This window comes from Bacillus sp. AFS098217, from assembly GCF_002551815.1.
Taxonomy (GTDB): domain Bacteria; phylum Bacillota; class Bacilli; order Bacillales; family Bacillaceae_G; genus Bacillus_A.
Window position 1 is genome coordinate 1 of sequence record NZ_NVPR01000004.1, and the last position, 19,979, is coordinate 19,979.

30 protein-coding genes are annotated in these 19,979 nt (G+C 35.7%); 22 read left to right on the forward strand and 8 right to left on the reverse strand.

The window, feature by feature from the left end:
- A partial coding sequence (locus tag COO03_RS01140) for a collagen-like repeat preface domain-containing protein (RefSeq protein ID WP_142316223.1) occupies window positions 1-1,078 on the reverse strand: 1,078 nt, incomplete at its 3' end.
- Between the two features lie 111 nt (window positions 1,079-1,189).
- Complete coding sequence (locus tag COO03_RS01145) at window positions 1,190-2,155, reverse strand: tyrosine-type recombinase/integrase (RefSeq protein ID WP_097894645.1); 966 nt, start codon at window positions 2,153-2,155, stop codon at window positions 1,190-1,192.
- Between the two features lie 120 nt (window positions 2,156-2,275).
- Between COO03_RS01145 and spoVK the strand changes: the two genes are divergently transcribed.
- A complete protein-coding gene (gene spoVK, locus COO03_RS01150) occupies window positions 2,276-3,232 on the forward strand; it encodes a stage V sporulation protein K (RefSeq protein ID WP_097894646.1) in 957 nt (318 codons plus the stop codon).
- Between the two features lie 50 nt (window positions 3,233-3,282).
- Here the strand turns inward: spoVK and COO03_RS27365 are convergent, their stop codons facing one another.
- The 3 genes from COO03_RS27365 to COO03_RS01155 form a co-directional block, all read right to left on the reverse strand.
- Window positions 3,283-3,417 carry a hypothetical protein gene (locus tag COO03_RS27365; protein WP_255257320.1) on the reverse strand — a complete coding sequence of 45 codons (135 nt, stop codon included), beginning with the start codon at window positions 3,415-3,417 and terminating at the stop codon, window positions 3,283-3,285.
- Between the two features lie 12 nt (window positions 3,418-3,429).
- Window positions 3,430-3,567, reverse strand: a complete 138-nt coding sequence (locus COO03_RS26765) for a hypothetical protein (protein WP_170958169.1) — start codon at window positions 3,565-3,567, stop codon at window positions 3,430-3,432.
- A 98-nt stretch (window positions 3,568-3,665) separates the two neighbouring features.
- Window positions 3,666-4,289, reverse strand: a complete 624-nt coding sequence (locus COO03_RS01155) for a trimeric intracellular cation channel family protein (protein ID WP_097894647.1) — start codon at window positions 4,287-4,289, stop codon at window positions 3,666-3,668.
- A 92-nt stretch (window positions 4,290-4,381) separates the two neighbouring features.
- On the opposite strand from COO03_RS01155, the gene hflX reads away from it, so the two are divergent.
- The 4 genes from hflX to glnA all read left to right on the forward strand — a co-directional run bounded on the left by hflX (window position 4,382) and on the right by glnA (window position 8,870).
- Window positions 4,382-5,659 carry a GTPase HflX gene (gene hflX, locus COO03_RS01160; RefSeq protein WP_141523265.1) on the forward strand — a complete coding sequence of 426 codons (1,278 nt, stop codon included), beginning with the start codon at window positions 4,382-4,384 and terminating at the stop codon, window positions 5,657-5,659.
- Window positions 5,652-6,923, forward strand: coding sequence for a methionine gamma-lyase family protein (locus COO03_RS01165; protein WP_097894649.1), 1,272 nt, complete (start codon window positions 5,652-5,654; stop codon window positions 6,921-6,923). The genes hflX and COO03_RS01165 overlap by 8 nt, the downstream gene beginning before the upstream one ends.
- Window positions 6,924-7,097: 174 nt before the next feature.
- A complete protein-coding gene (glnR, locus tag COO03_RS01170; protein WP_097894650.1) occupies window positions 7,098-7,487 on the forward strand; it encodes a transcriptional repressor GlnR in 390 nt (129 codons plus the stop codon).
- Between the two features lie 48 nt (window positions 7,488-7,535).
- Window positions 7,536-8,870 (forward strand): type I glutamate--ammonia ligase, encoded by a 1,335-nt coding sequence (glnA, locus tag COO03_RS01175; RefSeq protein WP_097894651.1) that lies wholly within the window; start codon window positions 7,536-7,538, stop codon window positions 8,868-8,870.
- Between the two features lie 115 nt (window positions 8,871-8,985).
- On the opposite strand, the gene COO03_RS01180 is transcribed toward glnA, so the two are convergent.
- Window positions 8,986-10,143 (reverse strand): tyrosine-type recombinase/integrase, encoded by a 1,158-nt coding sequence (locus tag COO03_RS01180; RefSeq protein ID WP_097894652.1) that lies wholly within the window; start codon window positions 10,141-10,143, stop codon window positions 8,986-8,988.
- Between the two features lie 81 nt (window positions 10,144-10,224).
- On the reverse strand, window positions 10,225-10,854 hold the full coding sequence (locus COO03_RS01185; protein WP_097894653.1) for a LexA family protein: 630 nt from the start codon (window positions 10,852-10,854) through the stop codon (window positions 10,225-10,227).
- A 160-nt stretch (window positions 10,855-11,014) separates the two neighbouring features.
- Between COO03_RS01185 and COO03_RS01190 the strand changes: the two genes are divergently transcribed.
- The 14 genes from COO03_RS01190 to COO03_RS26770 all read left to right on the forward strand — a co-directional run bounded on the left by COO03_RS01190 (window position 11,015) and on the right by COO03_RS26770 (window position 17,532).
- Complete coding sequence (locus COO03_RS01190) at window positions 11,015-11,260, forward strand: helix-turn-helix domain-containing protein (protein ID WP_097894654.1); 246 nt, start codon at window positions 11,015-11,017, stop codon at window positions 11,258-11,260.
- Between the two features lie 75 nt (window positions 11,261-11,335).
- Window positions 11,336-11,605 (forward strand): hypothetical protein, encoded by a 270-nt coding sequence (locus COO03_RS01195; RefSeq protein WP_097894655.1) that lies wholly within the window; start codon window positions 11,336-11,338, stop codon window positions 11,603-11,605.
- Between the two features lie 98 nt (window positions 11,606-11,703).
- Window positions 11,704-12,540, forward strand: a complete 837-nt coding sequence (locus COO03_RS01200) for an ORF6C domain-containing protein (protein WP_097894656.1) — start codon at window positions 11,704-11,706, stop codon at window positions 12,538-12,540.
- An 11-nt stretch (window positions 12,541-12,551) separates the two neighbouring features.
- A complete protein-coding gene (locus COO03_RS01205; protein ID WP_097894657.1) occupies window positions 12,552-12,740 on the forward strand; it encodes a hypothetical protein in 189 nt (62 codons plus the stop codon).
- Between the two features lie 29 nt (window positions 12,741-12,769).
- On the forward strand, window positions 12,770-13,204 hold the full coding sequence (locus tag COO03_RS01210) for a replication terminator protein (RefSeq protein ID WP_097894658.1): 435 nt from the start codon (window positions 12,770-12,772) through the stop codon (window positions 13,202-13,204).
- 19 nt (window positions 13,205-13,223) lie between these two features.
- A complete protein-coding gene (locus COO03_RS01215) occupies window positions 13,224-13,937 on the forward strand; it encodes a hypothetical protein (RefSeq protein ID WP_097894659.1) in 714 nt (237 codons plus the stop codon).
- Entirely contained in the window at window positions 13,937-14,152 is a 216-nt protein-coding gene (locus COO03_RS01220) for a hypothetical protein (protein WP_097894660.1), read from the forward strand. Before COO03_RS01215 ends, COO03_RS01220 begins: the two co-directional genes overlap by 1 nt.
- Window positions 14,085-14,423 (forward strand): hypothetical protein, encoded by a 339-nt coding sequence (locus tag COO03_RS01225; RefSeq protein ID WP_097894661.1) that lies wholly within the window; start codon window positions 14,085-14,087, stop codon window positions 14,421-14,423. Before COO03_RS01220 ends, COO03_RS01225 begins: the two co-directional genes overlap by 68 nt.
- A gap of 93 nt (window positions 14,424-14,516) precedes the next feature.
- Window positions 14,517-15,419, forward strand: a complete 903-nt coding sequence (locus COO03_RS01230; RefSeq protein WP_097894662.1) for a DnaD domain-containing protein — start codon at window positions 14,517-14,519, stop codon at window positions 15,417-15,419.
- 11 nt (window positions 15,420-15,430) lie between these two features.
- Window positions 15,431-15,901 carry a hypothetical protein gene (locus COO03_RS01235; protein ID WP_097894663.1) on the forward strand — a complete coding sequence of 157 codons (471 nt, stop codon included), beginning with the start codon at window positions 15,431-15,433 and terminating at the stop codon, window positions 15,899-15,901.
- Window positions 15,894-16,121 (forward strand): hypothetical protein, encoded by a 228-nt coding sequence (locus COO03_RS01240; protein WP_097894664.1) that lies wholly within the window; start codon window positions 15,894-15,896, stop codon window positions 16,119-16,121. Before COO03_RS01235 ends, COO03_RS01240 begins: the two co-directional genes overlap by 8 nt.
- 13 nt (window positions 16,122-16,134) lie before the next feature.
- Complete coding sequence (locus COO03_RS01245; protein WP_097894665.1) at window positions 16,135-16,569, forward strand: hypothetical protein; 435 nt, start codon at window positions 16,135-16,137, stop codon at window positions 16,567-16,569.
- 107 nt (window positions 16,570-16,676) lie between these two features.
- Complete coding sequence (locus COO03_RS01250; RefSeq protein WP_097894666.1) at window positions 16,677-17,381, forward strand: dUTP diphosphatase; 705 nt, start codon at window positions 16,677-16,679, stop codon at window positions 17,379-17,381.
- 1 nt (window position 17,382) lies between these two features.
- On the forward strand, window positions 17,383-17,532 hold the full coding sequence (locus COO03_RS26770) for a hypothetical protein (RefSeq protein WP_179862998.1): 150 nt from the start codon (window positions 17,383-17,385) through the stop codon (window positions 17,530-17,532).
- 403 nt (window positions 17,533-17,935) lie between these two features.
- Here the strand turns inward: COO03_RS26770 and COO03_RS01255 are convergent, their stop codons facing one another.
- Window positions 17,936-18,610: a hypothetical protein gene (locus tag COO03_RS01255; protein WP_097894667.1), complete on the reverse strand. Its 675-nt coding sequence runs from the start codon at window positions 18,608-18,610 to the stop codon at window positions 17,936-17,938.
- A 168-nt stretch (window positions 18,611-18,778) separates the two neighbouring features.
- Here COO03_RS01255 and COO03_RS26775 point away from each other — a divergent pair, with 168 nt between their 5' ends.
- The 3 genes from COO03_RS26775 to COO03_RS01265 are packed head-to-tail and all read left to right on the forward strand — an operon-like array spanning window position 18,779 to window position 19,846.
- Window positions 18,779-18,946 carry a hypothetical protein gene (locus tag COO03_RS26775; RefSeq protein ID WP_154724637.1) on the forward strand — a complete coding sequence of 56 codons (168 nt, stop codon included), beginning with the start codon at window positions 18,779-18,781 and terminating at the stop codon, window positions 18,944-18,946.
- 31 nt (window positions 18,947-18,977) lie between these two features.
- Window positions 18,978-19,508 (forward strand): Holliday junction resolvase RecU, encoded by a 531-nt coding sequence (locus tag COO03_RS01260; RefSeq protein WP_097894668.1) that lies wholly within the window; start codon window positions 18,978-18,980, stop codon window positions 19,506-19,508.
- Between the two features lie 14 nt (window positions 19,509-19,522).
- On the forward strand, window positions 19,523-19,846 hold the full coding sequence (locus COO03_RS01265; protein WP_230322499.1) for a zinc-finger domain-containing protein: 324 nt from the start codon (window positions 19,523-19,525) through the stop codon (window positions 19,844-19,846).
- Window positions 19,847-19,979 lie beyond the last annotated feature (133 nt).

The window sequence follows — 19,979 nt, forward strand, 5'->3', positions numbered from 1 at the left end:
CAGTAGCACCGGCAGCACCAGTGGCACCGGTAGCACCAGTAGCCCCGTCAGCACCAGTGGCACCAGTAGCGCCGGTAGCGCCAGTGGCACCAGTAGCACCAGTAGCACCGGCAGCACCAGTAGCACCGGCAGCACCAGTGGCACCAGTAGCACCAGTAGCGCCGGTAGCGCCAGTGGCACCAGTAGCACCGGCAGCACCAGTGGCACCAGTGGCACCGGCAGCACCAGTAGCACCAGTAGCGCCGGTAGCGCCAGTGGCACCAGTAGCACCGGCAGCACCAGTGGCACCAGTAGCACCAGTAGCACCGGTAGCGCCAGTGGCACCAGTAGCACCGGCAGCACCAGTGGCACCAGTGGCACCGGCAGCACCAGTGGCACCAGTAGCACCAGTAGCGCCGGTAGCGCCAGTGGCACCGGCAGCACCAGTAGCACCAGTAGCACCACGAGGTCCAGTAGCACCGGTAGCGCCAGTGGCACCACGAGGTCCGGTAGCGCCAGTAGCGCCAGTAGCACCACGAGGTCCAGTAGCACCAGTAGCGCCAGTAGCACCACGAGGTCCAGTAGCACCGGTGGCACCACGAGGTCCAGTAGCACCAGTAGGCCCTTTTGTTTCACACGGTGCAAATTGAATGAAGATAAGTTGTAGTTCTTCTATCTGTTCAACAATATTTTTGAAAGTGCTAGTATTTAATCGGAAGAGTTTTGTAATATATAATAAAAAGTTGATTAAATTTTGGAATTCAATAAATACAGCACTTGCAACAAATGATGGGCTTTCTAATATGGTTATTAAATTATTAATAATGGAAAGTCCCATTGCTTTAAGTAAGGATGTAGTATCTAAAGAACGGATAAGCTTTTTGAATGTAATTAATGTATTTATAAAATCTTCGATATTACTTGGAGACGGATCTTGAAAGACTCTTGGGATAATTTCTGTTAAATTAGCTATAATTGTACGAAAAATTTTTATTTGAGATTTCGAAATAGGGATAGATGTAGTAGTTGGGATACGTCCAGAACCACTTTGGAAGTAGGGTTCTGGAATGTTGTTTTGATGATCTTCAAAGTGAGGCATTCTTTTTCTCCTTTCTAATTGAAGTGTGAACACGATTCATCATAGTAAATGCAAATTATAGATAAATGTGAATGGTGAGACTAGTCATTTTTATAAACAAAAAGAAAACGCCTATTTTGAGGCGTTTTCTTTTTGTTTTGCATAATGATAATATCTTTTTAATGAAATCTTTGATTTGAAACCGATGCGGTTAATGATTTCTTGTTCTGGAGTGTGTTGCTCAATCAGTCGCAAAATAAAGGTGTTTCGGAAATGCTGGCCAGAAATACCTTTACGTAAGTTCGCTCTTGCTACTTCAAGGCGAATCATTTTTTGGATTGCAATTTCTGTTAGTGCTTTTGGAGCGTCGTTTTCGTACACCCAGCGATAGGTGCCGCGGTTAAAATCGAATGCAACAAAAAGTGGATCATCACTATGATATTTTGGGCGAACGGGTTCAGGGATATTTTTGTAATAAGTATATAATTGCTTTTTATCTTCCTCGGTCAAAATGATGGTTCTTTGAATTCCGGAAACTGATGGGATAGAAAGTGTATTTGCTTCAAAATGAACATGATGCATATTTAATGATACGAGCTCTTGTAAGGACAAACCATAGTCAATGAGTAGGTTCACAATAGAGATGTTACGATCCATTAATAATGGACGAACAGGGCGTTGTTTCTCTGATAATCCTTCTAATGAAGTAAGGATATGTTTTAAGCGTTTTTCTTCTTCTGGTGAAATAAAATCTTCATTTCGTAGTGCTCGATCGGGTTGGATGACAAGTTCCATATCCTTCAATGGATTTGGTAGGTTTAAAAATTGATACAATCTATTTAAAACGATAAATACACGGTGCATTGTTTTTTCAGAGTAATGTCGTTTCTTTTTTAAGTCGAAAAAATAATCTTCATAGTCTTTTGTACAAAGTGTTGCCCATATATTACTAGAGGGCAGTTTTTTATTTTTTTCTAACCAATGCCCGAAATCTTCAATGTCATAAACGTATCTTTTAATGGTTGAAGGTTTCCTACCTTTATTTAATAAAAAAGTAGAAAAGGCTTGTACTGTATCGTGAAGCTCCGTTGTTTCCATAGTCCCACCACCCTAATTATTTCTTATATTATAGCAAACTTTTCTGAAAATAGTCATTTATAAGGGGAATGGAAATATTAATAATAATATTTTGATTAGTCGATAAAAAGAGGTGATTGTATGGAACAGTCAATGCGAAAGAAAAATAATAATCAAATTAATATTGTGCTAAATCACCGAAAAAAAATTTCAGTACCTGCTTCAGAAAATAAAGCGGTTATTTCAAATGAAACAGCTACGAAACATGAGATGTTGCAGAGGATTGAAGAAGAGATGGGGAAACTGGTTGGAATGGATGATATAAAAAAAATAATAAAAGAAATCTATGCTTGGATTTATGTGAATAAAAAACGACAAGAAGTCGGTTTGAAATCGGAGAAGCAAGTGCTTCATATGTTGTTTAAAGGCAATCCGGGAACAGGAAAAACGACTGTTGCAAGGATGATTGGGAAATTATTATTTGAGATGAATATTTTATCGAAAGGGCATTTAGTCGAAGCGGAACGTGCAGATCTTGTGGGAGAATATATTGGGCATACAGCACAAAAGACGCGGGATCTGATAAAGAAAGCTATGGGAGGTATATTGTTTATTGATGAGGCGTATTCATTAGCGCGTGGCGGTGAAAAGGACTTTGGGAAAGAAGCGATTGATACACTTGTAAAGCACATGGAAGATAAGCAACATGGATTTGTTTTAATTTTAGCTGGATATTCAAGTGAGATGAATCATTTTCTTTCATTAAATCCAGGCTTACAATCGCGTTTTCCGTTTATTATTGAGTTTGCGGATTATACGGTGAATCAGTTATTGGAGATTGGAAAAAGAATGTATGATGAACGAGAATATCAATTATCAAAAGAGGCGGAGTGGAAATTTCGTGATCATTTACATGCGGTAAAATATTCATCCCAAATTACATCATTTAGTAATGGGCGCTATGTACGGAATATTGTCGAGAAATCCATTCGTACACAGGCCATGCGTTTATTGCAAGAGGATGTGTATGATAAGTATGATTTGATTGGGATATCTAGTAGTGATTTAACGCTTGAAGAAGATACGCACAGTTCATAAACTGTGCGTTTGTTTTATATAGAAGGAAATGCGATATAAGGTTTTGCATTCTATTTCGTGTTTTTTGTTTTTGCTCGTTGTTCTAATTTGGTTTTTGGACTTTGATCGGCTACGTCTGAAGCAAGTCCTTGTGGATTTACACTACTACTTTGTCCGCGATTACGGTTGTTATTTCCTTTTGCCATCTAATATCACCTCTATTGTTCTTTTGCTTTTTGTTGATATGCTTTATGATATCGCTCCATTTTCTCGCTTTTTTCGTGTGCAGAATTAGGATCATGGCCAAATTGATTGACAGAACTTTTTTGGGCCCCTTTGTTTACGTGGTTTGTCATTATATTCACCTCACTTTAAAGTTTAGTATGGACACTCTGAACAGAAAAAAACGTTGGAAAAGAAAAACCTCTTTACGTCATGTAAAGAGGTGGAATTACTATTTATGTAAGGAACGCTCTTTATTTTCTAAGCGTCTGTGCGGTAAATGCCATTTGTAATGAATGGAAATCATGCGTAGGCAAACAATCAAAATAAATAAGGTGTATAGAGCCCAGTCACTGACAATAATCTTGGCGCCGATTAAAAATCCTGCTAGAATCGTCCAAAATGCATATACTTCTGCACGAAGGACGAGAGGTTGGCGGCGTGCTAATAAATCACGAATGATTCCGCCGCCAATTCCTGTTAAAACAGCTGCGACAATTGTAGCGCTAATAGGTAAGTTGAGCTTTTGTGCGTAAAGTGCTCCTTGTACAGCGAATGCCGATAAGCCAATGGCATCCGTAATGTTCTCCCATCGTTTCCAATGTGTGATTAATTTATTTGGAAATAGAAAGATAATTGTCATTGATAAGAGTGCAATTTGAAATAACATGTCTTGTTGCCAAAAAGCGTTGATTGGATAACCGATTAATAAATTACGAAGAGCACCTCCTCCAAATGCAGTTGCCATTCCTAAAATATATACTCCAAAAATATCGTAATCTTCTTCCATTGCGACAATCGCTCCGCTTAGTGCGAAGGCGATTGTACCGATGATGCTAAAAATCTCCCATGCCATGAATTTTCTCCCCCGCTAACTAGATGAAATGTGCTTCCTCTGCTATTATATTAGAAGGTTTAATTTTCGAAAAGGATGAGTGAGCATATTTGATGGAAGAAAAAGAAAAAGTCATATTAGTTGGCTGTCAATTGCCGCAAGATGATGATGAGCGGTTTATGCATTCTATGACAGAGCTTACGTCACTCGCAAAGACGGCGCGTGCAGAAGTTTTGGTATCTACAACGCAAAAACGTCCGAAATTTCATCCTGCTACTTATATAGGAAAAGGGAAATTAGAGGAACTTGCTGCACTGACTGAAGAATTAGAACCGGCTGTTATTATATTTAATAATGAGTTAACATCAAGTCAAATTCGTAATTTATCTTCTGTATTAGATGCAAGAGTAATTGATCGAACGCAACTGATATTGGATATTTTTGCTCAGCGTGCGAAATCAAGAGAAGGGAAGCTTCAAGTGGAGCTCGCTCAGTTGCAATATATGATGCCACGCCTTATGGGACAAGGAGTAGCCTTATCGCGTCTCGGGGGTGGAATTGGTACGCGAGGCCCAGGTGAAACGAAGCTAGAAACAGATCGTCGTCATATTCGTTCGCGTATTGATGAAATTAAGAAACAACTCGCGGTTGTTGTGGAACACCGGAAAAGATATCGTGAGCGCCGAAAAAATAATCAAGTATTTCAAGTGGCATTAATAGGTTATACAAATGCTGGAAAATCGACGCTGTTTAACAGGTTAACAGAAGCTGATACGTTTGAAGAAAATTTACTGTTTGCAACGCTAGATCCAACAACGAGAAAAATGCAATTGCCTTGTGGTTACACCGTACTATTAACTGATACGGTAGGGTTTATTCAAGATTTACCTACGTCATTGGTTGCGGCGTTTCGCTCTACATTGGAAGAAGCCGGAGAAGCGGATGTGATTTTACATGTTGTTGATTCGGCAGATCCAAACTATGCAGGGCATGAGCAGACGGTAAAACAATTATTACAAGATCTTGAAATTGATCATATTCCAATTATTACAGTTTACAACAAAAAGGATAAATTACATCAGAATTTTATTCCGTTTCCAAAAAGTGATTTTCTTATGACCAGTGCTTTCGAGGAAGTAGATTTATTAAGGTTAAAAGGATCAGTAGAAACGAAGATGATGGAAACGATGGAACCGTATAAGGCTATGATTCCTCCAAGTGAAGGTAGATTATTAACGCTTGTAAAAACAGAAACGGTATTAACCGGGATGGAATTCAAAGAAGATGAATTTGTGTATGAGTGTACAGGGTATATATTTGCTCATTCCCCGCTGAATGGACAATTAAAGAGATTTTTAGTGGAAAAAGGAGAAGAGAATAACAATGTTTGATCGTTTGGAAAATGGAGCAAGAATCGCTCCGATTGTAAAAGAAGTGGAAAGTCAAATTGTAGATATACATAAACGTGTAGATGAAGTGATTGAGAGTAATCAATTTCGCGTATTAGAAAGTTTTCGTAAACATAAAATTAGTGATTCGCACTTTATCCCAACAACGGGGTATGGTTATGATGACATCGGCCGTGACACGTTAGAAAAAGTGTATGCTGATGTATTTGGAGCGGAGGCAGGTCTTGTTCGTCCGCAAATTATTTCAGGTACACATGCAATTTCAACAGCTTTATTTGGTATATTGCGTCCGAATGACGAGTTATTATATATAACAGGGAAACCATATGATACGTTAGAAGAAATTGTTGGCGTACGTGGTAAGGGTGTTGGTTCTTTCAAAGAATATAATATTGGTTACAATGCGGTTCCGTTAACAGATGAAGGACGTGTTGATTTTAAAGCTGTACAAGCTGCCATCCATGATAAGACAAAAATGATTGGAATTCAGCGTTCAAAAGGCTATGCGAATCGTCCTTCATTTACTGTTGCGGAAATTAAAGAGATGATTTCATTTGTAAAGAAAATCAAGCCAGATGTTATTGTGTTTGTAGACAACTGTTATGGAGAGTTCGTGGAGGAGTTAGAGCCATGTCATGTTGGTGCGGACTTAATGGCGGGATCTCTTATTAAAAACCCAGGTGGCGGAATTGTAAAAACAGGTGGTTACATTGTTGGGAAAGAGCAATATGTAGAAGCTTGTGCGTATCGTTTAACGTCTCCGGGGATTGGAGCGGAAGCAGGTGCTTCTTTATATAGTTTGCAGGAAATGTATCAAGGTTTCTTCTTAGCGCCTCATGTAGCAGGACAAGCGCTAAAAGGAGCGATTTTTACAGCGGCATTTTTAGAAAAGCTAGGAATGAATACATCACCAACTTGGAATGCTGTAAGAACGGATTTGATTCAGTCTGTTCAATTTGATGATAAAGAGCGTATGGTTGCATTTTGTCAGGCGATTCAATACGCATCTCCAATCAATTCACACTTTACACCGTACCCGAACTATATGCCAGGTTATGAAGATGATGTTATTATGGCTGCAGGTACGTTTATTCAAGGTGCAAGCATTGAATTATCAGCAGACGGTCCGATTCGTGCGCCTTATGTTGCTTATGTACAAGGTGGATTAACTTATTCTCACGTGAAGATTGCGATTTGCTCTGCAATTGATGCGTTGATTGAAAAAAATCTATTAACAATTTCGTAAGGAAAAAGCTGTCGATCTCGACAGCTTTTTTGCATAGAAGCAGGTATTTGTGACATTTCTAAAAAAGAATAAAAAATTTATAAAAAACGATGTAAGAAAAGCTAACATCTATTGACACTAAACATAACATGGTATAGAATGAGAAGCAGTTAAGGCGAAGGAGGAACTGAAACAATGAAAGAAGATAGACGTTCTGCCCCGCTGTTTCCTATTGGTATTGTAATGGATTTAACACAATTATCTGCTCGTCAAATTCGCTACTATGAAGAGCACAATTTAATTTTCCCAACTCGTACAAAGGGAAATCGTAGATTGTTTTCATTTAACGATGTAGATAAGTTGTTAGAAATTAAAGATTTGTTAGATCAAGGCTTAAATATGGCTGGTATTAAACAAGTTTTACAAATGAAAGAAAATCAAACAGAAGCAGTGAAAGTAAAAGAGGAAACGAAAGAAATTTCAAAGGCCGAGCTTCGTAAAATTCTTCGTGATGAACTGCAGCATACAGGCAGATTTAATCGAACATCATTACGACAAGGTGATATTTCAAGGTTTTTTCACTAAAGATTACTGATTCTGAAGGTGTTTAGAGGGACTAAGGAGGAATTTATAATGGTTAAGTACACTAGAGAAGATATTTTCCGTTTAGCGAAAGAAGAGAATGTAAAGTATATCCGTTTACAATTTACGGATCTTTTAGGAAGTATTAAAAACGTAGAGATTCCAGTTAGTCAGTTAACGAAAGCACTAGATAACAAAATGATGTTTGATGGATCTTCTATTGAGGGATTCGTACGTATTGAAGAGTCTGATATGTACTTATATCCGGATTTAGACACTTGGGTAATATTCCCTTGGACTGCTGAAAAAGGTAAAGTAGCTCGCCTGATTTGCGATATCTACAACGCTGATGGTACTCCATTTGAAGGTGATCCACGTAACAACTTAAAACGTATGTTGAAAGAAATGGAAGCACTAGGATTTACTGAATTCAACCTTGGACCAGAACCAGAGTTCTTCCTATTCAAAGTTGATGAAAAAGGAAATCCAACATTAGAGCTAAATGATAACGGCGGATACTTCGACCTTGCGCCAATGGATCTAGGAGAAAACTGTCGTCGTGATATCGTTCTTGAACTTGAAGAAATGGGCTTTGAAATTGAAGCGTCTCACCATGAGGTTGCACCAGGTCAACACGAAATTGACTTTAAATATGCAAACGCAATTCGTTCATGTGATGACATTCAAACATTCAAACTTGTTGTAAAAACAATCGCTCGTAAACACGGTTTACACGCAACATTTATGCCAAAACCATTATTTGGAGTGAACGGTTCAGGTATGCACTGTAACTTATCACTATTCAAAAATGGAGAAAACGTATTCTATGATCAAAACGGTGATTTACAGTTAAGTGATGATGCGCGTCATTTCATCGCAGGTATTTTAAAACACGCACCAGCATTTACAGCGGTAGCAAACCCAACTGTAAACTCTTACAAACGTTTAGTACCTGGTTATGAGGCACCATGTTACGTAGCATGGTCTGCACAAAACCGTAGTCCATTAGTACGTATTCCAGCATCTCGTGGTGTAAGTACACGTGTAGAAGTACGTAGTGTTGACCCAGCTGCAAACCCATATTTAGTAATGGCAACATTATTAGCTGCAGGTCTTGACGGAATTAAAAATAAATTAACTCCGCCAGCTGCAGTAGATCGTAACATCTATGTTATGACAAAAGAAGAGCGTGAAGAAGCAGGTATCGTTGATTTACCAGCAACATTAGCGCAAGCATTAGTTACATTACAATCTAACGAAATTATATGCGGTGCATTAGGTGAGCATTTACTTGAGCATTTCATCGAAGCTAAAGAAATTGAGTGGGATATGTTCAGAACGCAAGTTCACCAATGGGAACGCGATCAATATATGTCTCTTTACTAAGAGTTCGATGCCTTGATACTACTGGTATCGGGGTCTTTTTTCTTTCGGGCAATCTTATTGGACGGTTGTTTATTTTATCAACTGCCCGATAACTGCCCGGGTTTATTTTAAAAAATTATTCAAGGACATTTCTCATGTGCTCCTCGAATTTATCCATTGCTTCTTTATCTAATTTTTTACTGATGTGTGAATAAACATCAGATGTAATTTGCATACTACCATGTCCAAGACGTTCTTGTAAATATTTCATGCTGACACCAGCTTCAAGTTGAAGTACTGCGTGTGTATGTCTTAATGAATGAATTGGCAAAGGTGGCAGATTTGCTTTCTTTAAAATTCTAGAGAATGAATTAAAAAGGCTCGACTTTGGCATATAGTTACCATCATTTCTGCAGAGAACTAAATTTAGATCAAAGTGATAATTGTCATTTAAAGCTAGCTTATTTTGGTTTTGGTATTTTTGATGAAAATGTAAGTCATTTGCAAGACCTTGACTAATTGTAATAATTCGTTTTGAATTATAATTTTTTGTGGCCCCAAACATCATATTTGGATTCTTAGTTGCTTCACGGAAATCTAACGACTTATTAATATTGATAGTTTTTTCTTTTAAGTTCACATCAGTCCATTGTAATGCAGCAGCTTCTCCTTTACGCATTCCAGTCTCAATTAATGTTTTATAGAATATCCAGTAAATATAATCATATTTATAGGCTTCTCGTAAAAAATCAGAAATGCGTTCTGATTCTATAAACTGTATTTCTGGATCCCTTTTTTTAATTTTTATTTCTACTCCAATACAAGGATTCTTTGTAACTTTTTCTAAAATTATTGCCTTCTCCATAGCGTTATACATAGTTCCATGAACAATTTCAACAGTCCGTCTACTGTATCCTTTTTCAGTTAAATAATTAATAAATTTTTGGTATAGAACAGGTTTAACATCTTTTAAAAGGATGTTTTTAAAATAAGGAATGATGTGGTTTTTAACACTATTTTGGTGTAGTGAAAATGTATTCTTTGCCACAGTTCCTTTTTTATATTCATTTAACCATGTTTCAAGATATGACTTCAAAGATTCATCAGTTGGATGATAGCCTTCACGTAGTTGCTTTTCTACTGCTTCGGCTGCTAATTTTGCTTCGGCTTTATTTGTAAATCCCTTTTTTGACTTTTCTCTAGTTCTTCGTGTGATTGGATCCTGATAATAGATGCGGTATTCCCAAAAGTCTTTATTGGATCCTTTCTTTTTATACTTATGGAAGGTTGCCATACTAAAAACTCCTTTCTTCTTTTGTTTAAAAAGAGTAGACCGTCGTCTACTCTTCGATGTTAAATTACTAGCGCTAGAAATTTATAGATCTCTTGTAAAGCGAATTGCTTTCCCAATTATTCGGGCTGGTACATTTGATGTAAGAACTATCGGTTCATATGAAGAATTGTCAGGCATTAAGATTACAACGTCACCTTGCTTTTTAACCCTTTTTAAAGTTGCTTCAGTATCACCGTTAATCAGAACAGCTGCTATTTCTCCATTTTCCACATCGGTTTGTTTTCGAATTAACACAAAAGATCCATTAGGAATAGTTGGTTCCATTGAATTACCTTTGGCTTCCAAATAATATAATTCCCCTTGTGGTAAAATATCGGACATTTCATAACGGAATCCTTCAAAATTTTCTTCGGCACATATAGGTAAGCCACATGCTATTTTTCCTAATATCGGTATCTTTACTGGATGAATCGAAGCATCGTATAGATTAGAAGGCTTCTCTTCAGTTAAGTCAGATCGATTAATCCTAAAATAATCAGCTAGCATTTGTAGTTTATCTGGTCTTGGATAAGTATTAGCTTTAATCCAGTTTGATACAGTTGTTTCAGGTACATTTATGTCATTAGCTAGATAAGTTTGATTGATTCCATTACGATCTAAATATTTTTTTAAGTTACTCGCAAAAATTTCTTTCATTTTCTGTGCATCCATTTGGATTTCACCTCACTTTCTATTATCATTTTACCGTTTTTCGGTAGTTGTGTAAAGGTTTAAAATACCGTTTAAAAGTATTTTTTGTACTTTTATGTATTGACTATACCGTTTAAAGGTAGTATATTAGGTGTAGAAATTAACGAAAGGAGATAAAGCGATGTTTCAGATAACGTTAAAAGCTGCTAGAGTAAACGCTGGATTAAAACAAGAAATAGCAGCAAATATGCTTGAAGTATCAGAAAAAACCCTTCGAAATTATGAACAAGGCGTTACTGCTATTCCTGGTCATGTTTTACAAAAAGCTTCTATTTTATACAAAATTCCGTCTGATTACATTCGATTACCCATTATAAATGATGGTAAGTACGATGATGATTTTTTTTTAATGGACACTACCGTTTAAAGGTATATCGATTGAGAAACACGAGGAGTAATCCTTACTTTTTTAGAGTGTAAATTTAAGAAAGAGGGTGACATCATGCTTAATATCCAACTAGATAACGGAATAATTGAACAGCGTTTTTTAGAAGAATTAAAAAAACGATTAGATCAAATCGAACGAAGAAAAACTTTATGGGATATGAAAGAGTTGTGTAAACAAACGAGTATGAGTGAAAACACCATAAAGGAGAAATTCTTCTATGATGAACGTTTTGCAAAGTACAAAATTGGTGGAAAGTGGTATTTTCCGGCTGTAGAAGCAGAAAATTTTTTACTTATGTGGATACAGGAACAGCCAAGCTATTGAAGGATAAATAAGGGCCTTATTTTTTTGGCTTTCAAATGTCGAAAAATGAAGTCGTTATTTATCGAAAAAACATTAGAAGAAGGTAAGGAGGCGTGAGAATGACAGATCAATTAACTGTAGTAAACGAACTACATATTTTAGGAAAACAAAACGTTGCTGGTTATGAATTCACTGGAATCGAGGGCGGATTTGGTGAAGGAAAAAAAGCAATGCTAGTTAAGGAAATTGCTGAGATTCATAACCGAGAAACTTGGAAAATTAACGAGCGAATTAATGATAATCGAAAAAGATTTCAAGATGGTATCGACATTATTGATTTAAAAACACCTCCGTTTAACGGATACGTTTTAGAAAGTTTGAAAATACAAGGAATTCTTATGCAGTCTCAAATTGGAAACGCAAAAAATATTTACATCCTTTCCGAACGTGGATACGCAAAACTATTAAAAATCCTTGAAGACGATACAGCATGGGAATTATACGATCAATTTGTAGATGGTTATTTCAATATGAGACAGCAACAACAGCTTCCTACAGATCCAATTGGTATTTTGAGACTTACATTCGAAGCTTTAGAAGAACAGAAACAGGAAATGCAAGATATTAGAGAAGATGTAAAAGATTTAAGAGATAATGCGCCGTTATTTGCCATTGAATGTGATGAGATAGCAAAAGCTGTAAGAAGGTTGGGAGTTCTATTATTAGGTGGGAAAAATTGTAACGCTTATCAAGATATCAGTCTTAGAAGAAAACTGTATAGCGATATTTATAGTCAATTACATCGTGAATTTGGTGTGAATAGTTATAAAGCTATTAAACGTCACCATTTAGATAGAGCTATTCAAATCATTAATGAAGAATATTCAATTCCAACGGTTTTAGATGAGGAAATTACAGCTACAAATGCACAAATAAACATGGCAGAAGTCCAGTAGGAGGAAGCAACATGCAACAAAAGATTTTAGTTATTACTAGCAATTTAGTAGGTTTACCAACTATCAGTGAATTCAAGTCAAAAGATGATGCGAAAGAACAAGTTAAAAAGATGATTAAAAAAGGAATAAGTCCAAATGCAATTCGCGTAACACAAGAAATTCCTATGAATATTGAAATTCAAGTGGATGTTGAATTTTAGTAACTAGAAAGGTTTAGGAGGAAACAAACATGATTGATTTAAATACATTTGCTGATGGAGCGCTTGCTGAAAGATTCCATCAAGAATTCGAACGTGTAATGGAAAATATGCATGATTTAAATACTGATCCTAAAAAGGCGAGAAAAATTGTTTTAACACTTTCATTTGCAGGTGATCAAAAGCGTGAAGTATGGAATTGTCAGGTGCAAGCAACTTCAAAATTAGCACCAACAGAAGCGGTAGAGTCTAAGATTCTATTAGATATGGACCAGAACGGTAATTTAGTAGGACATGAGTTAGCATCAGGAGTTAAAGGGCAGTTCTATATGGATTTAGAGGGTGAGGTTAAAACAGATACTGGTAAAGCAGTAGAAGAAGTTGAAACAATAGAGCCAGTAGAACCAGTACAAGAGGAACCGGAGAAACAAATGGTTGTTGTGGATTTACAAAGAAAAACAAACTAAAGAAAAGAGGATATGAAAAATGACAATGACAAAAGATGCAATTGAAAAAGTATTAGAAATTGGGACAGTAGAAACGCATGAAATTGGTTCGCAAACATTCTCAACGCAGCCTTTATACCTTGTAAAAGAACCAACACCTGCAGAAATTGTAGTGCGTAGCCTATCGGGTTTAGTAGATTATGTGAAATCAGAGTTTGATACGGTCCAACCTTTAATGATTCATATTGAAAATCCTAAAACTGTAAGTTGTTTTACAGAAGTTAATGGAGATCAAAACAGAAGTACATTTGTTAGAGCGGAGGCATCTATTCCACGTTTTAGTTTTGGCAATTTCTATGACAGAGAAGAATTTAATATTGCTTTACAATCAGGATTTGTTCCAAATAAAGATCGCGACATTATTTTAAAAGTTGTAGGTACTGTAGTCGAAGAAGCGGTAAAAGAAATCAGTGACGATGGTGTATCGCAAGGTGTAACAGCAAAAAACGGGGTTGCAAACAGAGCGCTTGTAAAAGTACCCAATCCAGTGGAATTAATGCCATATAGAACATTTGTTGAAGTAAAACAACCAGAAAGTAAATTCGTTTTCAGAATGCGAGATGGGGCACGTAGCGGCTTATTTGAAGCTGATGGCGGCGCTTGGAAGTTGGAAGCAATGAACAACATTAAAGATTACTTAACAAAAGCATTAGCAAAAGAAATCGAATCTAAAAAGGTGTTTATTTTAGCCTAATGGATATCACGACAGTAGAAAGTACAACGAATGTTTGTATCTTCGGTTTAGGGTTTGCTGTACTTATGTACGGATTGTATAAAGGCGGAACTTTCATTGAACAAAAGTTTGATGAGAGTGATCGTCTAGAAAGAGAGGGAGAAAAGAATGGGGATAGAACAAAGGGTTCTGCCGAAACATTTAAAAGCAGCAATGAAATTAGAAAGCGAGCGTAGAGAATGTGTGCAAAACCAACAATTGTTATATAAGCAAATGGAGCAAGCAAATAGAAATGGCGATAAAAGTGCTTACTTTGAGCTTCATGATTTGTATCAAAAACAAATAAGAAGAGATTTAGAAATATCAAAAGAATTGTCAGCTATGTACTTTAAAAAGATAAAAAGCGATTGTTCTAAAGAAAGAAAAAATGTTTTGGATGTAGCCAATCGTTTAGAAGAAGTGGGTGGCAGAAAAGAAGTTGTAGAGAGGATTAGAAAGAATGCATAAAAAAGAACCCGCTGCAACGGGTCCTAAAACAAAAATATTTCTCGATAAGTATAACATTGGTTCGTGGATTTGAGAACTTGAGAGGTAGGTATTATGGGGATTTTTCGAGTTAAAAAGGATAATAATTATTCTGTCATAAATAATACCGGTTTAAAAGATGAAAGACTTTCATGGAAGGCAAAAGGTATTTTGGCATATATTCTTACTCTTCCAGATGATTGGGTATTTTATAGAGAAGAACTATCAAGTCATGCTAAAGATGGTATTGATAGTTTGAAAGCTGGGATGAAAGAACTAAAAGAGTATGGATACCTAAAACGGTTCCCAATAAGGGATGAACAAAACAGAATTGTAAGATGGGAAACTGTAATACATGAAATTCCACAGAATGAGCCATTGGCGGAAAAACCACCAATGGAGAATCCACAGATGGAAAAACCACCAGTGGAAATTCCTCCGGTGGAAAATCCACTGCTACTAAATACTAATATACAAAGTACTGAAGAACTAAATACTGATATACAAAATACTAATCATCATCATGATAATAATAATTCATCACAAAAATTGATTGATGAAGAATTTAAAATAAGTTACAACTTCTTGCTGAAAAATGGCATTGCATTAAGTGAAATTGCAATTACGGAATTAGGTGGGTTTTGTGACACATTAGGCAGTGAACTGATCATACATGCAGCTAACAAGGCTATTGATGAAAATGTGCCAAAGTGGAGATATGTTCGTGGCATTTTGGATAACTGGAAAAAGAGAAAAGTAAAAACACTGAATGATATTGCTGTATTGGATGCACAGTTTGAACTTAGTAAGAATAAAAAGCGATCTGGTACAAATTACGGAACTAGAAAAGAAGTGGTACCAGATTGGTTAAGGCAACAGCAATCTGAAACGGAAACTGAACAAAAGCAAAAAAGTGCTAATTTGATAGATGAAGAGCGTAAGAGATTACAAGCTGTATTACAAAAATATAAATCATAGGAGATGTTTACATGCTAGATATCTTTGATGTAGGAAATTGGTGTGATATTTGCGGTGATAGTATACCACCTTCTGATGAAAGAATCATGTACATTGAAGGATGCGAAAAAACACTTTGTAAGAAGTGTAGCAGACAAGCTGAGAAGAGATTAAAAGTTTTAAGTGTACATGTAATTCATGATGTGCTAAGAGAATTAACAAAACAATTTGGCATAAAAAAAGTGCGTGAATTCGATTTAATCACCGCAGAGCGATTTGTGACAAATAACAATGTGTCATTAAACATAGAGAAGCGTGGCGGCAAGTTTAACCAGGAGCGTTTAGGAGAATTTGTGTCACTATCTACTGGTGAATTGATTATCATAATTAAATTTTTAAAAAGGAAGATCAACCCAAACCTTTGGATGAATGCTGTAATAGGAAGTGTTTTAGATAGACAAATGACTATTACATTAGTAAAAGAAGGGCAAGAGAATGCTTGAACAATTAACAATGGAAGATGCTGTTGTTTATGAACAAATCGATACCTATATGGTGGACATTGTTACAAGTAATGGTTTTAGATTGGAATTCTGTGAAGCGGAAACAAAAGAAGAAGCAGCACTTACAATTCGTGAACGTTTCCGTAAAGATTATAATTTTCGAATTCGTGGTATTGAAGTTTCTAATAGATCGTTAAAAGAAATCGAAGAACTAGATTAAGGAGAGAGAGCAAATGAATTTACAAATTGGCAATAAAAAAGTAACACCTGGTCAATGGATTGTATGCGAAATGGAAGATGGCCCGCAAATTACACAAGTTGAAAAAGTAATTAAAGATACGATTAACAATAAGGTAGAGTTATGGGGGCATTGGCAAAGTAAAGGATCTATTAAAGGGGATTGGGGATGCAATCACATTGAAAAGTGTCGTTTTGCTACTGCAGTAGAAATTGATGATGAAGGTTGGCGTGAAGTCTTCAGACGTAAAGGAAGAATTCCAGGGCAATTTAAAACAGGAGATTGGGTATCTGATGATGTGTATGCACTAACAGTTATGCATCAAACCGGAAATATTGTAACAGTAGGAATTATTAATTCTAATCAAACGTATGAAGTAGCTGCAGAAAATTTAGAACCATTATTTTTCAAGGAAGATATGGCGGGATAAATGATAAAGTTTATATTTTTAATATTCGGTACATTATCGATTATGATTGTTTTTCGGACGGTAAATAAATTGTATTACAAGGATAAAAATAACAAAACGGAGGATTAATGGATAAGCAACAAATCATTATAGAAGAACTAATTTGCAAGTTTAAAATCTACAAAATGAAGGATGGTAGACAATTATATGAGTTGTCTACCCAAGAACTTCAAAGATTATTAGAGGAGAGGAGAAAAGAAATGATGAAATTACATAGAATTACTGATAAAGAGTTGGAAACAAAATTTAATTTACGTGAATTATTTGCCATGCAAAAGGAATTAGATAAAAGGATTGATTACCGTGATGAGGATCGCATTGAATTGAAATTCTATTCTTTACATGTAGAAGTAAATGAAGCATGGAATGAAACTATGTCATTCAAATTTTGGAGCAAGAGGTTTAAAGAACCAGATACAGATAAACTTTTAGAGGAATTAATAGACGGATTACATTTTCTTTTAAGTATTGTATTAGACATTAATACTTCTACAAGAAGTAATCATAATTTTATCGGCTGTTTTAATTATGCGAAGATACACAGCAGACATATATACAGCGTTAACCGGTTATTTGAAATGTGGAGTACAACAGTATTAAAAGCAAAAAAGAAATGGGTGGCGTATCGTATATTCCCAGTAGCAGAATTACGAATTATGTTCGGTGTTTTCTTCCGAATTTGCTATTTATATGATTTTACATACAAAGACATTGTACGTGCTTATAAAGAAAAGAATAAAGAGAATTTTATTCGTCAGGCGAGCGGTTATTAATATGTATCCATTTGTGGTTACTTATGAAATTCCTCCGATGATTGGCAAGTTAGATGTAGATATTAATGCAAAAGACAAGCATGAAGCATTATATATCGTTAGAAATTTTCTACCGCGCGCTGCAATAGTGTGCGGTGCTAAACCAAAGTAAGACCAAATTTGAATTTTATATAAAAAGTAATGCGGAGATAAATAAGACCGCTCCTTTTATCGGAACGGCTGTACAAATAGCCTGTGCTGGAGTTTGCATCAAACGGCTTAAGATGTTTTCTCTAAGCAGTATGGACAAGGATTTTTACGATTATACGTAAAAACGGCAGGTAATTGACTAAGTTACCCGCCATGTTTTTAAACTACACGGAGGAGCGAGCTCCGATTTGAAAGCGTGAAGCCGTGGGAAGTCGACTCAAAAATAGTATGTATATTACTAAAAATAGTTATTCATATAAGTTAGAGCTAACAACTTATTATTAATTATATGAAATAGTACATAGAAGGAACTATAGCACAAAACGTTATAAACTCCTGTATCAGTAGATAACGTTTTATATTGGTTAGCTTTTTAATAATTTATCAATATAAGATTGAGTGTTGGAAAACCAGCCAGGTGGGATTAAGCCTTCTTGAATTATGTATTCCTGTAAATCATTTTTTTCAGATGCATATACTTTCCAAATCTTTTGTTTTATTTTTGTTGGTCTACCCCATAGTTGATCTATTGTTTGAACTGAAGGTTCTAAGACAAAATAAAAATCATCATTTCGTGTTTTACCTCCTTCAGATTCTATAAATTTATCCTTAAATGTTAAAAGAACATAGGGCACATACAATGGCGTTAATCCTTTCTGGTACCAAAAATCTTTTTCATTAGCAACTTTAATTAAATCCCTAAATTCAGAAACTGTTAACCCATCTGCTAAAGCGGCACATTTACTATAAATATCAAAAGTATGATTTTTTACAAATTGTATAATATCTTTTCCGTTTTCATTGTCAATTTGAGAGCCTAAAGAATCAGAGTAATTAACACGTGTTTTCTTCATTGATGGACAAATTGATTTTTTTGGATGTATAAAATATGCGCTTTTAATAAGGGATTGTTCCGCATCAACACGTATATCAGCCCCACAGATTGGGCAAATAATAGGTTCACCTTTGTACTTTGTTGTGTAAGTTTCTAAGTTTACTTTTTTACGAGAATCTTTTAATAGTGCATTGTATAAAGTCACAGATTTTGCCTCCAATGTAAATTGTTATCTTTATCAATATTTTAAAACGTTTCTAAGTTTCTGAAAAGACGGAAATATGACAATGGCTGAGCTATCCCAAAAATATCAAGGATAATTTTAAAAAAATAATCCTTTTAACAGAAAGTACTTCGAACGGAGGGGAAGGATTTGAGAGATTTATCATACGCAATCGAAACACTAACAATTGAAAAGCATGAGTATGAAGAGAGAATAAGTCAGCTTAGCTGTAATTCTATTAGATATAAACGATTTGAGAAAAAAGTTGAGCAATTAAAGCATGCCATTGAAATTCTTCAGCAACATAATTCAAAGTGAAACTTTTTAAAAGAAAGAGAGAGTGAAAGTTATGGCTTATGCAGGTGCTCACGGTGCGGCATTTGAGAATATAATTAACGTTTCTAATGATATGTATAAACAGAAAGGGATTGCACTTATTAATAAGCGTGCTACACCAGTAGTTGTTACGAGAAAGAATAAATTAGGGAAAGTGACAGCAGGTTATTTTGCACAGAAGTCTACAGTCGATTATGACGGGGTATACAAAGGAAGGGCAATCGCATTCGAAGCAAAAGCAACTATAAAGAAAACTAGCTTTGCATTAGATAATATTGCGCCACATCAAATTGATTATTTAGAGCAAGCGGAAAGGATGGGAGCAATTTGTTTCTTCTTAATAGAATTTAGTACAGAGCATTCAATATTTTTTGTACCATTTTCGTTAATTATGGAGTATGTTACTGCAGCTAATGCAGGTGGGCGTAAATCTATTCCACGTAGTGTGTTTGATGAAAGAGCTTACTTAGTAAAACCAACAAATCGTGCCCTAGTCGATTACCTGCTGCATGTTGATAAATTAGAATGGTCAATTTGTAGTTAATGGGGAAAAGCAAAATGAATAAGAAAGCTATTCGTATAAAAATTCTGGACCTGCAGGATAAATATTGTTCAAATTGTAGACAGCGTGATAATGCTAAGCACTGTTTGACACGTTGCGAGATAGGAATGCAAATTAACAGGCTAGGAAGCAATATAGGTGGTAAATACGTAGCAGATGCTCCAAAACGACGAACAAAAGCTGATTGGGATAAATTATGTATAATTGCTCTAGCAATGAGAGAACAACAAGGTTTAACATATGCAGAAATTGCAAGAAGACTAGGAATAAACAAAGGATACGATTTAATTAAGCAACTAAAGAAAAGAAACCTAAAATAAAAAATTTCACATACCATATTGTAAGGATAAATATAAAACAATGAAGTTAATAGTCCGTTAGAGGGCGTTGATTGTATATAGGAATGCAATTCTCCTATTTATAATTCAGCGTCCTCTTTTTGTTTAAAGGAGG